Annotated in this window: 13 protein-coding genes; 9 read left to right on the plus strand and 4 right to left on the minus strand. The window is 48.8% G+C overall.

Features of this window, described 5'->3' with window-relative positions; translation table 11 throughout:
• Positions 1-149 precede the first annotated feature (149 nt).
• From bcp to arsC, 3 genes are all read left to right on the plus strand, one after another.
• The gene (gene bcp / locus A7K98_RS14670) at positions 150-614 is read left to right on the plus strand and encodes a thioredoxin-dependent thiol peroxidase (protein ID WP_087490527.1); all 465 of its coding nucleotides are present in this window, start codon (positions 150-152) and stop codon (positions 612-614) included.
• Positions 615-824: 210 nt separating this feature from the next.
• The gene (gene bepA / locus A7K98_RS14675; RefSeq protein ID WP_087489237.1) at positions 825-2,303 is read left to right on the plus strand and encodes a beta-barrel assembly-enhancing protease; all 1,479 of its coding nucleotides are present in this window, start codon (positions 825-827) and stop codon (positions 2,301-2,303) included.
• Positions 2,304-2,306: 3 nt separating this feature from the next.
• Complete coding sequence (arsC, locus tag A7K98_RS14680) at positions 2,307-2,663, plus strand: arsenate reductase (glutaredoxin) (protein ID WP_087489238.1); 357 nt, start codon at positions 2,307-2,309, stop codon at positions 2,661-2,663.
• Here the strand turns inward: arsC and hda are convergent.
• The 3 genes from hda to upp form a co-directional block, all read right to left on the minus strand.
• Positions 2,660-3,361: a DnaA inactivator Hda gene (gene hda / locus A7K98_RS14685; RefSeq protein ID WP_087489239.1), complete on the minus strand. Its 702-nt coding sequence runs from the start codon at positions 3,359-3,361 to the stop codon at positions 2,660-2,662. The two genes, arsC and hda, sit on opposite strands and share 4 nt — an antisense overlap.
• 102 nt (positions 3,362-3,463) lie before the next feature.
• Complete coding sequence (uraA, locus tag A7K98_RS14690) at positions 3,464-4,732, minus strand: uracil permease (protein ID WP_087489240.1); 1,269 nt, start codon at positions 4,730-4,732, stop codon at positions 3,464-3,466.
• Between the two features lie 246 nt (positions 4,733-4,978).
• On the minus strand, positions 4,979-5,605 hold the full coding sequence (gene upp, locus A7K98_RS14700) for a uracil phosphoribosyltransferase (RefSeq protein WP_038022096.1): 627 nt from the start codon (positions 5,603-5,605) through the stop codon (positions 4,979-4,981).
• Between the two features lie 241 nt (positions 5,606-5,846).
• Between upp and purM the strand changes: the two genes are divergently transcribed.
• From purM to mgtE, 6 genes are all read left to right on the plus strand, one after another.
• The gene (gene purM, locus A7K98_RS14705; RefSeq protein ID WP_087489242.1) at positions 5,847-6,887 is read left to right on the plus strand and encodes a phosphoribosylformylglycinamidine cyclo-ligase; all 1,041 of its coding nucleotides are present in this window, start codon (positions 5,847-5,849) and stop codon (positions 6,885-6,887) included.
• Positions 6,887-7,540, plus strand: a complete 654-nt coding sequence (purN, locus tag A7K98_RS14710) for a phosphoribosylglycinamide formyltransferase (RefSeq protein WP_087489243.1) — start codon at positions 6,887-6,889, stop codon at positions 7,538-7,540. Before purM ends, purN begins: the two co-directional genes overlap by 1 nt.
• A 159-nt stretch (positions 7,541-7,699) precedes the next feature.
• On the plus strand, positions 7,700-9,760 hold the full coding sequence (gene ppk1 / locus A7K98_RS14715) for a polyphosphate kinase 1 (RefSeq protein ID WP_087489244.1): 2,061 nt from the start codon (positions 7,700-7,702) through the stop codon (positions 9,758-9,760).
• A 5-nt stretch (positions 9,761-9,765) separates the two neighbouring features.
• On the plus strand, positions 9,766-11,292 hold the full coding sequence (gene ppx / locus A7K98_RS14720; RefSeq protein ID WP_087490528.1) for an exopolyphosphatase: 1,527 nt from the start codon (positions 9,766-9,768) through the stop codon (positions 11,290-11,292).
• A gap of 16 nt (positions 11,293-11,308) precedes the next feature.
• Positions 11,309-11,932, plus strand: a complete 624-nt coding sequence (gene tehB, locus A7K98_RS14725) for a tellurite resistance methyltransferase TehB (protein WP_087489245.1) — start codon at positions 11,309-11,311, stop codon at positions 11,930-11,932.
• A 198-nt stretch (positions 11,933-12,130) separates the two neighbouring features.
• Complete coding sequence (gene mgtE, locus A7K98_RS14730) at positions 12,131-13,561, plus strand: magnesium transporter (RefSeq protein WP_087489246.1); 1,431 nt, start codon at positions 12,131-12,133, stop codon at positions 13,559-13,561.
• Positions 13,562-13,598: 37 nt separating this feature from the next.
• Here the strand turns inward: mgtE and A7K98_RS14735 are convergent, their stop codons facing one another.
• Positions 13,599-16,034, minus strand: coding sequence for a glucose/quinate/shikimate family membrane-bound PQQ-dependent dehydrogenase (locus tag A7K98_RS14735; protein WP_087489247.1), 2,436 nt, complete (start codon positions 16,032-16,034; stop codon positions 13,599-13,601).
• Positions 16,035-16,166 lie beyond the last annotated feature (132 nt).

Consider the following 16,166-nt stretch of genomic DNA (forward strand, 5'->3'; position numbering starts at 1 on the left):
AATCTTCTGACTGCGTCAGCGTGTTTATCTGCAGTAATAAGCATTTTCCGCACTTGCTCTGCGGCCGTTTATTACCGAAGGTAATGCAGTCTGATAAAATTAATGTTAACGGGCTGATTCAGCCAAAAGATAAGAATCGGAGAGTTGTGATGAATCCACTGAAAGCCGGCGATAGTGCCCCATTGTTTAGCTTGCCAGATCAGGATGGAGAGCAAGTGAACCTGAGCGACTTCCAGGGAGAACGGGTACTCATTTATTTTTATCCTAAAGCGATGACCCCGGGATGTACTGTGCAAGCCTGTGGCTTACGGGACAACATGGCAGCACTGAACAATGCCGGAGTACAGGTACTGGGCATCAGCACTGATAAACCCGAGAAACTTTCCCGTTTTGCCGAGAAAGAGCTGCTGAACTTTACGCTGTTATCTGATGAAGATCATCAGGTCTGCGAACAGTTTGGTATCTGGGGAGAAAAGAACTTCATGGGCAAGACCTATGACGGGATCCATCGTACAACTTTCCTGGTTGGAACTGACGGAAAAATCGAAAAAGTGTTTGATGATTTTAAAACCTCAAACCATCACGATGTTGTCCTTAGTTACCTGCAAGCCTGATTTTTCGCTATTCTCTGCCGTCGGAGACGGTTCCGGCGGCGTCTTCCTTTCTCTTCACGCCAGAAACACTCTGCTATACTGCATGGCGAGTCGCTGTCAGACACATCAAAGGATCTGCCGGATGACGACGACACGCAGCAGGTCACTTTCCGTGAACCTCCGGCCAGTATCAGAGTCAAAAATTTCGTGGCCGACGAACAGGGAGAAGTGATGAGATACTCATTCAACAAAACGCTGGCAGCTTTGATGTTAGTAACCTCAGTATCCGGGGCAATACCGGCATCTTTAGCCGATGTGACGGATACACTGCCGGATATTGGAACCACGGCCGGGGCGACGCTGTCAATCAATCAGGAATTGCAGATTGGGGATTTTTACGTCCGCGAACTGCGTGGAAGCTCGCCACTGATTAACGATCCATTGCTGACCGGATATATCAATAGTATTGGTCAGAGGCTGGTTGCTCATGCCTGGTCAGTCAAAACACCCTTTCATTTTTATCTGATTCAAAATGATGAACTGAATGCTTTCGCTTTTTTTGGCGGAAATGTCGTGCTGCATTCAGCGATATTTCGCTATACCGATAATGAAAGTCAGCTTGCTTCAGTGATGGCCCACGAAATTTCGCACGTTACCCAACGGCATTTAGCCAGAGCAATGGAAGCGCAAAAACGCAGTGCTCCGCTTACCTGGGTAGGTGCTTTAGGTTCAATATTACTGGCCATTGCCAATCCTGAAGCCGGAATGGCGGCATTAACCGGCACTCTGGCCGGGACGCAGCAGGGAATGATCAGTTTTACTCAGGAAAATGAGAAGGAAGCGGACCGCATAGGAATACAGGTACTGCAACGTTCAGGTTTTGACCCGCAAGCCATGCCGGCTTTCTTACAGAAACTTGCCGACCAGACCCGCTATGCTTCGAAACCTCCGGAAATTCTGCTAACTCACCCACTTCCTGACAGCCGTCTGGCTGATGCCCGCGACAGGGCTAACCAGATGCCACGGGTAGTTGCTCACTCTTCACAGGATTTCTTTTTTGCCAAAGTTCGTATCATGGGAATGTACGGAACTTCTCAGCTCCCGGACAGCAGCGGCCTGCTGGATGACGTACTGGCACAATATGCCAGGGGTAATGTCCGTCAGCAACTGGCGGCAAAATACGGTAAAGCGGTACAGTTCCTTGAGGCAAAGAAATTCCAGGATGCGAAAAATATCATCCAGCCACTGCTACAAAGTCAGCCGTCTAATCCGTGGTTTCTGGATATCATGACCGATATTGATATTGGACTGAAACAACCAGCCGCCGCCGTCAGTATGTTGACTTCAGCCAGCAGTCCGCAGAAGAACCCGGTGATTCAGTTAAACCTGGCCAATGCTTATTTGCAGGCCGGACAGCCAGCTAATGCCAGTAAACTACTAAACCGCTATACCTGGTCTTACCCGGATGATCCTAACGGCTGGGATTTACTGGGGCAGGCCAATGCCGCCCAGGGACTCAGTGATGAAGTGCTGTTTGACCAGGCACAGGGGCTGGCACTTAATGGTCAGCTTGATCAGGCGATAAGAGCACTGAGCAGCGCCAGCGCACAGTCGCCGGTTGGCAGCCTGAAACAGGCACGTTATGATGCCCGGATCGACCAGCTCCGCCAGCTGCAACAACGCTTCCGACAGTATCAGAAAGGATCGTAAATAATGACGATACAAATTTATCATAATCCCCGTTGTTCAAAGAGCCGCGAAACACTGCAACTGTTGCAACAACAAGGTATTACCCCGGAAGTTATCCTTTATCTGGATAACCCGCCAGAGGTTGCTACGCTGAAAAACCTGCTAAAAAAACTAGGATTCTCTGAACCGCGTCAGTTAATGCGCAAAGGGGAAGAGGTATATAAACAGCTCGGACTGGCTTCACCCACATTAAGTGATGAAGCCCTGCTGACTGCGATGGCAGAACATCCCAAACTGATTGAGCGCCCCATTGTCGTGAATGGCGATCAGGCCAGACTTGGCAGGCCACCGGAGAATGTTCTGACTATCCTGCAGGACTAAAGTCCGAGGGTCTCTTTTACAAACGGAATGGTTAGTTTGCGCTGGGCAGTGATCGAAGCATGATCCAGTCTGTCCAGCGTTTCAAACAAAGTACGCATTTCTCTGTCGAGTCGTTTTAACAGAAACCGCCCGACATCTTCCGGTAATTCAAACCCCCGCAATCCTGAACGAAGTTGCAGTGCCTGTAATTTTTCTTCATCGGATAATGGCTGCAGACGGTAGATTTGCCCCCAGTCCAGCCGTGAGGCGAGATCAGCCAGTTTAAGACTCAGCTGCCGTGGAGGTCGATCGCCGGTAATCAGCAACCGGGTTTTTCCGGTTTCCAGTATCCGGTTATACAGGTCAAATATGGCCATCTCCCAGGCTTCATCACCGGCAATACACTCAATATTATCAATGCATACCAGTGCCAGATGTTCCATTCCTTCCAGCACTTCCGGTACAAACCAGGTTCGTTTATCCAGAGGCACATATCCTACCGCTTCGTCACGGGATGAGATTTCCGTACACGCAGCATGCAGCAAATGGCTTCTGCCCCCACCTTCGCGGGACCAAAAATAGATATAACCACCATGCTGCTGATCGAGCGCTCCTTTGAGCGCAGCCAGTAAAGACGAATTTGAACCCGGCCAGAAGCTGGCGAAGGTTTCGTCGTCTGGCAAATAAAGTGGCAATGACAATTGCGCCGGCGTGTTCAGGTATACCTCAGCATAACTCGCAAGAAACTATTCGAGTTTATCACAACTTCCCTGTCGATATGAATCAGGCAACTCAGGGTTGCCTGCTTTAACACTCAGACGCTACACCGCGGCGTCATCTTCCTCGTCAGGGCGAACCAGACTTATTACATGGAAGATCACACTCAGTACCACACCGACCACAGTTGCCAGCGCCATACCTTTAAGTTCCACGGCTCCAATCTGAATTTTCGCCCCACTCACTCCGATAATTAAAATAATCGCAGTCAGCATCAGGTTTTTCGCCTTGCTGTAATCCACTTTAGAGTCAATCAGCACACGAATCCCGGAAGCGCCAATCACTCCGTACAACAGCAGGGAGACACCGCCCATCACGGGAACCGGAATCGCCTGAATAATTGCCGCCAGTTTTCCGATGCATGACAGGCAGATAGCAATGACAGCGGCACCGCCAATAACCCAGGTACTGTAGACACGGGTAATGGCCATTACACCGATGTTTTCACCATAAGTGGTATTTGGAGTGGAACCGAAAAATCCGGAAATCACCGTAGACAGGCCGTTAGCAAACATTGAACGATGCAGACCAGGATCTTTAATCAAATCACGCTTAACGATGTTTGCGGTGACCACCAGATGTCCGACATGCTCAGCAATAACGACTAATGCGGCAGGAAGTACTGTCAGCATTGCCGCCCATTCAAAACGGGGTTTATAAAAGGTAGGTAAGGCAAACCAGTGTGCCTGCTCAACGCCGGTCCAGTTCACCATTCCCATAAAGGAGGCAACAACGTAACCCACTACGACACCAATCAGAATGGGAATAATCGCCAGAAAACCACGGAACAGTACTGAACCAAAAACCGTTACAGCTAAGGTTACCAGTGAAACAATCACCGTTTTGCTGTCTACAGCAACACCGTTAGCTGGCAGTAAGCCAGCCATACCTGCCGCTACGCTGGCCAGTTCCAGACCAATAATAGCAACGATGGCCCCCATTGCCGCCGGAGGGAACATCACATTCAGCCAGCCGGTACCTGCTTTTTTAACAATCAGTCCGACCAGGCAAAACAAGACTCCACACAATATAAAGCCACCTAAAGCAACCTCATATCCCTGAGGCAACAGCAGCAATACCGGAGAAATAAACGCAAAACTGGATCCCAGATAGGCGGGTATCTTTCCTTTACAGATAAACAGATACAGCAAAGTGCCAATTCCGTTAAACAGCAGAATTGTCGCCGGATTTACATGAAATAAAATAGGCACCAACACCGTTGCACCAAACATTGCGAACAGGTGCTGCAGGCTGAGCGGTATGGTCTGAAGTAACGGAGGTCTTTCATCCACTGCAATAGTACGCCGGGTCATGCTGTATATCCCCTTAAAATGATACGGACATAAAAAAACCGACAAAATGTCGGTCCTGAAATACACACTGCTGCTGGTATCTTCCGGCGAAAAAAAACGGTGACATCACCGTTATTTTAAATGCAGTGTTGCTATCAGCGGGCAATGGCAGAAAAGACAGTAACCACGAGTCACCGTTACAGCGGAGTAAACTGCTGTTCAAACGCCGGGTATGCATCTCTGTATTGCCCCACACAGATTTATTGATTATTTAGTACCAAAGATTTTATCACCGGCATCACCCAGTCCCGGGATAATATAGCCATGCTCATTTAATCCCTGGTCAATAGAGGCCGTATACAACTCGACATCCGGATGTGCTTTTTCCAACGCAGCAATACCTTCCGGAGCCGCCACCAGTACCAGCACTTTGATAGCAAAACAGCCAGATTTCTTAAGCAGATCAATAGTGGCAATCATTGATCCCCCGGTCGCCAGCATCGGGTCCACCACCAGCGCCATACGCTCATCCATATTGGAGGCCAGTTTCTGAAAATACGGTACCGGCTCAAGAGTTTTCTCATCGCGGTACACGCCGACTACGCTGATTCTTGCGCTTGGAACATGTTCCAGAACCCCGTTCATCATCCCAAGCCCGGCACGTAAAATCGGAACTACAGTGATTTTCTTGCCTTTAATTTGATCAATTTCGACAGGACCGTTCCATCCTTCGATTGTCACGGTTTCTGTTTCCAGATCAGCAGTCGCTTCATAGGTCAGCAAACTGCCAACTTCAGATGCGAGTTCGCGAAAACGTTTGGTGCTGACATCATGCTCACGCATCAGGCCCAGTTTATGTCTGACCAGCGGGTGTCTGACTTCCACGATCTTCATTATTCTTCTCCCGGAATGTGTTGAGCTAAAAAAAATCGCCGGATTATAGCGCTTTTTTACCAGTGCTAATACTGCTATACATCAAACAGCTACAATTTTTTATTGCTGTTACGGGGAATGGACTCAAACCTGCAGACAGATAATTTCCGCTGCACATCAGACTCGCAAACGTTTGCCTGCACTGATAGAATAGCCCCGCTCTATTTAAACCACCAACCGCAATTCGCGTGGGGATTCTGCAGTGACCGACAAAACCACTCTCAGTTATAAAGATGCCGGTGTTGATATTGATGCCGGGAATGATCTGGTTGATCGCATTAAAGGCGTAGTTAAAAAAACCCGCCGTCCGGAAGTGATGGGCGGACTCGGTGGTTTTGGTGCACTGTGCGCCTTACCACAAAAATACCGTGAACCGATTCTGGTTTCAGGCACAGATGGCGTAGGCACTAAACTGCGTTTAGCCATGGATCTGAAACGTCATGACCATATCGGTATTGATCTGGTGGCAATGTGTGTCAATGACCTGGTTGTACAGGGTGCTGAACCACTGTTTTTCCTGGATTATTACGCTACCGGCAAACTGGATGTTGACACCGCTGCTGCAGTTATCAGCGGAATTGCCGAAGGCTGTTCACAGTCTGGTTGTGCTCTGGTCGGTGGCGAGACCGCTGAAATGCCAGGTATGTATCACGGTGAAGATTACGATGTTGCTGGTTTCTGTGTCGGAGTGGTTGAGAAATCAGAAATTATTGATGGCAGCAAAGTCAGTGACGGTGATGTTCTTCTGGCTCTGGGCTCAAGTGGGCCTCATTCCAACGGATACTCACTGGTTCGCAAAATCCTTGAAGTCAGTCAGACCGATCCGGAAGTAAAACAGCTGGAAGGCAAATCATTAGCCGACCACCTGCTGACCCCAACCCGTATCTACGTCAAAAATATCCTGAGTCTGATTGAGCAGGTTGACGTTCATGCGATTGCGCATCTGACCGGTGGTGGTTTCTGGGAAAATATCCCACGTGTGTTACCAGAAAATACCCGTGCAGTCATTGACGAATCCAGCTGGCAGTGGCCGGCAGTATTCAGTTGGCTGCAACAGGCAGGTAATGTCAGCCGTCATGAAATGTACCGTACCTTTAACTGTGGTGTGGGTATGGTCATCGCACTGAGCCCGGACAACGCCGATAAAGCACTGCAACTGCTGCAGGATGCGGGTGAAAAAGCCTGGAAAATTGGTGTGATTGAATCCGCTCCGGCTGATGGTGAGCAGGTAATTATTAAGTGATGAAAAAGCTGGTGATCCTGATTTCCGGCACCGGCACCAACCTGCAGGCAATCATTGATGCCTGCAGGTCTGGCCAGCTGAACGGCAGCGCGGAAATTGTTGCGGTAATCAGTAATAAAGCAAGCGCCGGTGGCCTCGAACTTGCCAGACAGGCCGGTATCCCTGCCCGTTCACTGGCACAGTCAGACTTTGCAGATCGTCAGCAATTCGATCAGCAACTGATGAGCATCGCTGATGAGTATTCTCCGGATTTGATTGTCCTCGCAGGTTATATGCGCATTCTCAGTGAAGGATTTGTTCGCCACTATAGTGGACGGATGATCAATATCCACCCTTCCCTGTTACCCGCCTACCCGGGTCTCAATACTCATCGTCAGGTTTTAGAAAATGGTGATGCCGAACATGGCCCTTCAGTTCATTTCGTGACCGAACAGCTGGATGGTGGCCCTGTTATTCTGCAATCCCGCATCGCGGTGCTGCCGGAAGAAACTGAATCTCAGTTACAGGAACGGGTACGCCAGCAGGAACACATTATTTATCCGCAGGTCATCCACTGGTTTGCACAAAATCGTCTCGAACTGAAGAATCACCAGGCATGGCTGGATGGCGCACTGCTTCCTGTCGGGGGATTTCAGCCCGGGACTATCGGTTAATCTACAGACGCTGTAGAAGAACAGCGTCTGCCTTGTCATTGTTTCCTGTTAAATACCTCTTTTTATTGCCCGTCCGGCAATGGACATTTCTGCCATATTCTCGCCATAATGATATGAGAGACTGAAGCTTTAGTTCTGTCACAGCGAAATGGAGTCAGGATGGGTCAGGAAAAACTATATATAGAAAAAGAATTAAGCTGGTTATCATTTAATGAACGGGTACTGCAGGAAGCTGCTGACAAACTCAACCCGTTGATCGAAAGAATGCGTTTCCTTGGTATTTACTCCAGTAACCTCGACGAATTTTATAAAGTCCGCTTTGCTGAACTGAAACGTCGTATCCTGATTGGTGAAGAGCAAGGCTCCGTAACCGTCCCCCGCCATCTACTAAAAAAAATTCAACAGCGGGTAATGCGGGCCGACCAGGAATTTGATCTTCTCTACAATGAACTGCTACTGGAGATGGCCCGTAATCAGATTTTCCTGATTAATGAACGCCAGCTTTCGGTCAATCAGCAAATCTGGCTGCGTGACTATTTTCGCCAGCATCTGCGCCCGCATGTGACGCCAATCCTGATTAACAGTGATACTGACCTGGCTCAGTTCCTTAAGGACGATTACACCTATCTGGCCGTTGAAGTCATCCGTGGTGAAGACACCCACTATGCACTGCTGGAAATTCCGTCAGATAAAGTTCCGCGTTTTATTAATCTGCCTGCTGAGCCGCCACGCAGAAAGAAACCAATGATATTGCTGGATAACATCCTCAGATATTGTCTGGACGATATCTTCAAAGGTTTTTTTGATTATGATGAGCTGAATGCTTATTCGATGAAGATGACCCGTGATGCCGAGTATGACCTGGTCACGGAAATGGAATCGAGTTTGCTGGAACTGATGTCTTCCAGCCTGAAACAGCGACTGACCGCTGAACCGGTACGTTTTGTATACCAGCGGGATATGCCCACCGCTATGGTCGAAATGTTATGTGAAAAGCTGTCGGTTTCAAACTACGACTCCATCCTGGCAGGCGGTCGTTATCACAATTTTAAAGACTTTATTCAGTTCCCGAATGTCGGCCAGCGGAACCTGGAAAATAAACCACTGCCGCAAATTCGTCACCTCGGATTTGACGCTTACCGTAACGGATTTGATGCCGTACGGGCCAGGGATATCCTGCTTTATTACCCTTACCACACCTTTGAACATGTGCTCGAATTTTTGCGTCAGGCCTCCTTTGACCCGGCGGTTTTATCAATCAAAATCAATATTTATCGGGTAGCCAAAAACTCCCGCATCATGGATGCCATGATCCACGCAGCCCATAATGGTAAAAAAGTCACGGTGGTTGTGGAATTACAGGCAAGATTCGATGAAGCCGCGAATATTCACTGGGCCAAACAGCTGACGGAAGCCGGAGTACATGTCATATTTTCAGCACCGGGCCTGAAAATCCACGCTAAACTATTTTTAATCTCCCGGAGAGAAGGTGAAGAAGTTGTCCGTTATGCGCATATCGGTACCGGTAATTTCAATGAGAAAACCGCCCGTCTGTATACCGACTACTCTCTGCTGACATCCGATGCCCGGATTACTAATGAAGTTCGCCGGGTATTCAGCTTTATTGAAAACCCTTACCGCCCGGTGTCGTTTGACTATCTGATGGTCTCTCCGCAAAATTCGCGGCGCATGCTTTACCAGTTAGTGGACCAGGAAATTTCCAATGCACAGCAAGGTCTTCCGGCCGGCATTACATTGAAAATTAATAACCTGGTTGATAAGGGACTGATTGATCGCCTGTACGCCGCTTCCAGCGCAGGGGTGAAAGTTAATCTGCTGGTCAGAGGAATGTGTTCGCTGATTCCTGATTTACCCGGCATCAGCACCAATATCCGGGTGATCAGTATTCTGGATCGTTATCTGGAACATGACAGAGTCTATATTTTCGAAAATAATGGTGACAAGAAAGTTTACCTGTCGTCAGCAGACTGGATGACCAGAAATATCGATTATCGTATTGAAGTCGCGGTGATCATTCTCGACCCACAGATAAAGCAACGTATTCTTGAGATGATTGGTATTTTGTTCAGCGATACCGTTAAAGCAAGAATCATTGATAAAGAGCTGAGTAATCGTTATGTGCCAAGGGGTAACCGCCGCAAAGTTCGCGGACAACTGGCCATCTATGACTACATCAAAAACCTGGAACAACCTGAATAATGCCTATGACAACTACAGCCAGTAAAGCAGATAAACCTCAGGAATTCGCGGCGATAGACCTCGGTTCTAACAGTTTTCATATGGTGATTGCCCGCGTAGTGGACGGGGCATTACAGGTTCTCAGCCGGTTAAAACAACGGGTTCATCTGGCTGATGCCATCGATCCGAAAAATCAGCTGACAGAAGAAGGTATCCAGCGGGGCCTGGCCTGCCTGGCATTATTTGCCGAGCGCCTTCAAGGCTTTAATCCTGAGAATGTTTCTATCGTGGGTACCCACACTCTCAGAGTCGTGGATAACGCCGAAGAGTTTTTGCAGCGCGCTGCAGAAATCATTCCTTACCCGATAGAGATCATTCCGGGTAATGAAGAAGCCCGCCTGATTTTTATGGGGGTTGAACATACTCAGCCTGAAAAAGGCCGCAAACTGGTAATTGATATCGGTGGCGGTTCCACAGAACTGGTCATCGGTGAAGACTTTGAACCGCAGTTAGTAGAAAGTCGTCGCATGGGTTGCGTCAGTTTTTCCAATATCTACTTCCCTGGCGGTGTCATTTCTCCGGAGAATTTTCGCCGTGCACGGCTGGCTTCAGTCCAGAAGCTGGAAACTCTGGCCTGGCAGTTTCGTTTACAGGGCTGGAAATATGCTCTGGGTGCTTCCGGAACGATTAAAGCCGCCTGCGAGGTTCTGGAAGCCTTAGGTGAAAAAGAAAAAACTATTACACCGGAAGGCCTGGACCGTTTGTATGACGAAGTGATTAAGTTTAAATCCTTTGATGAATTGAGCTTGCCCGGATTGGCCGACGATCGTAAAACCGTGTTTATTCCGGGGCTAGCCATTTTACGTGGTGTATTTGATTCTCTGGGGATCCGCGAGTTGTTGTATTCAGATGGTGCCCTACGCGAAGGGGTTCTGTATGAAATGGAAGGTCGTTTCCGCCATCAGGATATCCGTACCCGTACAGCACAAAGCCTGGCAAACCATTATGCAATTGACAGCGAACAGGCCAACCGTGTTCTGAAAACAACACAGCATTTGCACAGCCAGTGGCAGGAACAAAACCAGAAACTGGCTGACCCTCAGTTAACAGCAGTGCTGCAATGGGCGGCAATGTTGCATGAGGTCGGGCTGTCGATAAATCACAGCGGCATGCAGCGCCACTCCGCATATATACTGCAAAACTCCAATATGCCTGGCTTTAGTCAGGCACAACAACTGTTGCTGTCCACCATGGTCCGCTATCATCGTAAAGGTATAAAAGCCGAGGAATTTCCGCGGTTTATGTCTTTTAAAAAGAAACAGTTTCTGCCGTTGATCTTTATTTTGCGGCTGGCTGCGTTACTCAGTAACCAGCGCCAGGCGACGACACATCCTGAATCTTTGATACTGGATACAGATGACGGGCACTGGACACTGACCTTTCCTTCCGGATTTTTTAGCCAGAACACCCTGGTCCAGCTGGATCTGGAACGTGAACAACAGTACTGGCAGGATGTTGCCGGCTGGCAACTGAATCTGAAAGAAGAAGAGTAACAGGAGCAGAATAATCATGGATGCACCGCTGACGCAGAGCGGGTTACAGCCCGATAACTATTATGCGGATAAATACCAGCTTTCGCTGCCTCACTCTGAGCTTCGTGAGGCGTTAGCACATTTAACCTCGGGTAAAGCGCTCGATATCGGTTGTGGCCGTGGGCGTAACAGCCTGTACCTGAACAGCCATGGTTTTGATGTAACCGGATGGGATAACAACCCTGGTAGTCTGGCTCATTTGCAGCACATTATTGACCAGGAACAACTGACAGGAATCCGCTGCTCATCGGTCGATCTCAACCAGCACCGTTTCAACGGCAGTTATCAGTTGATACTTTCAACGGTAGTCATGATGTTTCTGCAACCAGAAACCATCCCGCAACTGATAGCCGATATGCAGGCGGCTACCGCAAAAGATGGGTTCAATCTGATTGTTTGTGCCATGAACACCACGGATACCCCCTGCCCGCTGGATTTTCCTTTTACCTTCCAGTCCGGGGAACTGAGCCATTATTACCGTAACTGGCATATCATTAAATATAATGAGCACCACGGGGAGTTACATAAAACCGATGCTAACGGACAACGTATCAGGATGCGTTTTGCAACCCTGCTGGCCCGTAAGACCCCGGTAAAATAATTCCCTGTCCTGCCAGTTGTTACCAGGTTAAGCCCCCGCCCGGGAGCTTAATCGATCTGATTTTGCTGAATCGCGACGTTTTCGGGAGGCGCTTGCGACTGACTGATAAATTCTCTGCCCCGGCCTGCCAGTTTTCGGTTATGGTTATTCTCAACTGTCTCAGGTAAACCACTGTGGTTTCCCAACAGAGGATGCTTTATGCCAGCACCAGAAAACCGAACATTGCAGCAAAAACGTCAACAAATCATCAGCAGATTGCTGAACTCTCCTGCGCTGGTTAACGGTCTGTTAGCGCACCCTGACAAAGCTGCAGCCTTCGATAACCCGCAGCTGAATGCATATTGCCAGCAACTCATTTCTGATATCAGCACACTTCATGCGGCAGATATTGCAGACATTCTGGAGTCATTGCCGGAAGATGCCCGACAGGCACTGTGGCAGTTGGTGCCGGTGGAAAGTCGTGGCCAGGTGTTAGTGGAAGCTTCAGAAACAGTCTGGGAAAGTCTGACAGAGAATATGTCAGATAAAGCCATTCTCAAAGCTATCGAACCACTGGATATTGATGACCAGGCCTGGCTGGCCCGGTTTTTGCCACGTAACCTGACAGGGAGGCTGCTAACCTCTCTGGCTCCCCGCCAGCGCTCTGACCTGCTGAACATCATCAAAAATGATGTTGACGGTGTAGCCAGAGTCATGGACTTTAACTTTCTCACTGCCCGCCATGATGTCCGGCTGGGCGTCGTTCAGCGTTTTTTGCGCCGCAAAGGAAAAATTCCTGCCGGCACCGATAAACTCTTTATCACCGACAGCAATAACACCCTGTTAGGTGAACTGATGCTGACAGATATCTTAGTGAATGCCCCGCATTGTCTGGTCAGTCAGGTAATGAATGACTCACCCGTCACCTTCCGGTTACAGGATAAAGCGGAAGATGCTGCCAGTGCCTTTGAAAGATACAACCTGATATCTGCCGCAGTCACAGACCAGCAGCAGCGATTGATTGGCAGGATTGCCATCGAAGATATTATCGATCTTGTAAATCAGGAGAACGAAAATAATATTCGTAAGATGGGCGGGATACGCCAGGAAGAGGATGTTTTTGCACCGGTAAGTAAGGCGGTAAAAAACCGCTGGGCCTGGCTGGCACTCAATTTGTGTACTGCATTTATAGCGTCGCGGGTGATTGGCTTATTTGAGAACACTATTGCACATCTGGTGGCACTGGCGACTCTGATGCCAATTGTTGCCGGTATTGGTGGTAATACCGGTAATCAGACCATCACTATGATAGTCCGTGCCCTTGCCCTGCATCAGGTTGAGCCTGGTAATTTTTCCTTCCTGTTTCTCAGAGAAGTGGGAGTGGCATTGATTAACGGGATATTCTGGGGCGGGATTATGGGTGGAATTACCTGGCTTATGTATCACAACCTGGCAATGGGTGGCGTAATGATGCTGGCGATGATTCTTAACCTGCTGCTTGCCGCCTGTATGGGGGTACTGATTCCGTTGATAATGACAAAACTGAAACGCGATCCTGCCATTGGATCCAGTGTATTAATTACTGCGATGACAGATACCGGAGGGTTCTTTATCTTTCTGGGACTAGCTACGTTATTCTTACTGCATTAAAACTTCTGCCCCCTTGCGGGGGCAGAAATTGCACAGATTATTTATCCAGTGCGTAGGCAATTACATAATCACCACGGTCTGGTGACTGACGGGCACCACCGGCAGAAATAAGAATGTATTGTTTGCCGGTTTTCGGCGATACATAGCTCATTGGTCCACCCTGGCTTCCGACAGGTAAACGAGCTTTCCAGACTTCTTTTCCGGTTGAGCTGTCAAATGCACGCAGGTAGTAATCCTGAGTCCCGGCAATAAATACCAGGCCGCCCTGCGTTGCCAGAGTACCACCCAGTGTTGGCATGCCGATTGGCATTTTCACACCCATCTTGATACCAAAAGGCCCGGTATCCTGAACAGTACCTACTGGTACCTGCCAGACGATTTTCTGAGTGGTCATATCAATAGCACTCAGCGTACCAAATGGCGGTGCCTGACATGGAATACCCAGTGGGGACATGAAGCGGTTTTTGTTCACAGAGTAAGGCGCACCTTTCATCGGAACCGCACCCATACCGGTGTTCACAGCTTCACCGCCAGTATTTACGCCAGTTTTAGCATTTGGATCAGCCGGTACCAACTGCTGCCACAGGCCCAGGCGCATATCATTAACAAAGATATAGTGGTTTACCGGATCGGTAGACAGGCTGCCCCAGTTCATGCCACCCAGAGATCCCGGGAAGCTCAGCGATATATCAGTGCCCGGAGCGGTGTACAGCCCGTTATAGCGCATTGATTTAAAGCTGATACGACAAGCCAGTTGGTCAAACGGTGTCGCACCCCACATGTCAGACTCTTTCAGAGTCTGCGCACCAATCTGCGGCATGCCGACAGAACGTGGCTGGGTAAAGCTATATTGTTCACCAGGAATTCCGCCGCCTTTCACTGCGACATTTTCCACTTTAGTCAGAGGCTGACCAGTCAGACGATCCAGTACATAGATCTGTCCTGCTTTGGTGCCGATAACTACTGCAGGTTTTTCAGTACCATCGCTGGTTTTGAAATTAATCAGGCTTGGTTGCATCGGGACATCGAAATCCCACAGGTCATTATGGACCGTCTGATAATCCCATTTTTCTTTCCCTGTTGTTGCATCAACAGCAAGGATAGAAGCACCATATTTATGGTCCAGAGCAGTACGGTTAGCACCCCAGATATCTACTGAAGAACTACCCATCGGCATGAATACAGTATTCATTGACGGGTCATACGACATTGGTGCCCAGGAGTTCGGGGTACTTCTGACATAATGCTCGCCCGGTTTCAGCACTGCATTCGGATCCTGATTACCGGTATCGAATGACCAACGTAACTGACCAGTGATCACGTCAAAACCACGAATCACACCACCAGGCATATCAACACTAACGTTATCTGACACGCGCCCGCCAACCACGACGGTAGTACCAGCCAGCGTTGGTGCGGAGGTTAATACATATTGTGGATCTGGTGCACTACCCATTCCGGTCAACAAATTAACGGTACCTTTGTCACCGAAATCCTGGCAGAACTCACCGTTGTCCGCATTCAGAGCAATCAGGCGGTCATCGATGGTGTTCATCAGAATACGACGTTCACAACCACCCGCATTTACAGCAGCTACTGGTGCCGGAGGAGTACTGCCCGGTACGGTTGGCTGAGGTAATGGTTTGGTCGCATCAAAGTAAGCCAGACCACGGCAACGCATCCATACAGAAGATTTTGCGTTAATATCCGCTTTCCAGATTTGCTTACCGGTATCCGCGTCTACCGCAATCACATTGTTGTGTGGAGTACACAGGAACACTTTATCGCCTACCTGCAGCGGAGTTTCCTGATCTTCAGCACCATTTCCGGTTGGGCTAATCGGAATATCACCCGTGTGGAATGTCCAGGCTGGTTTCAGTTCAGACACGTTGTTACGGTTAATCTGGTCCAGCGCGACAAAACGACTGCCGCCCGGAGTATTACCGTAGTTATCCCAGTTTTTCTGCATCTGGTCTTTGTCCACCGGAACCAGTGGTTTTTCCTGACCAGAAAAAGCGACCGGATCATGAGGAACGAACATATAACCAAAGGCAACGGCGAAAGCCACAATCGACAGTACCGCTAACACATAGGATCCTTTCCATTCTGAACCACGTTCTTCATAACGGCGCAGAGATGGCAGGAGCAGGAAAGCCAGAATAGCCAGGCCCCCCGGATACATCAGACGTGAAATTAACGGCCAGAAATTAAGCCCGGCGTCTGACAGTGCCCAGATTATCGTACCAATCATGGTCACTATATAAAGTACTGCACCGGCAGAACGACTCCGCAGGAACAGGTATCCGCTGATCAGCATCAGAACGCCGGAGATCAGGAAGTACCAGCTACCGCCTAACGTAACCAGTTTTACACCGCCATAGATAAACGCTATAGCGGTCAGAACAAGAATGATCCCTAGTAAGAAACTACATACTCTTAGCCATAAAGGCTTTTGTTTTAATGAAGAGGCCATAATCAGACACCCTGAGTTAAAATGAGCCGAGATTATACATATGAAAAACAGAAACGAAACATTTGGAAAATAACCGAATCAGTTATTTATACCTTTTCGCAATAAAAACATCCCAAATGATTATTTTTCATA

It is taken from the genome of Tatumella citrea, assembly GCF_002163585.1.
GTDB classification, from domain to species: domain Bacteria; phylum Pseudomonadota; class Gammaproteobacteria; order Enterobacterales; family Enterobacteriaceae; genus Tatumella; species Tatumella citrea.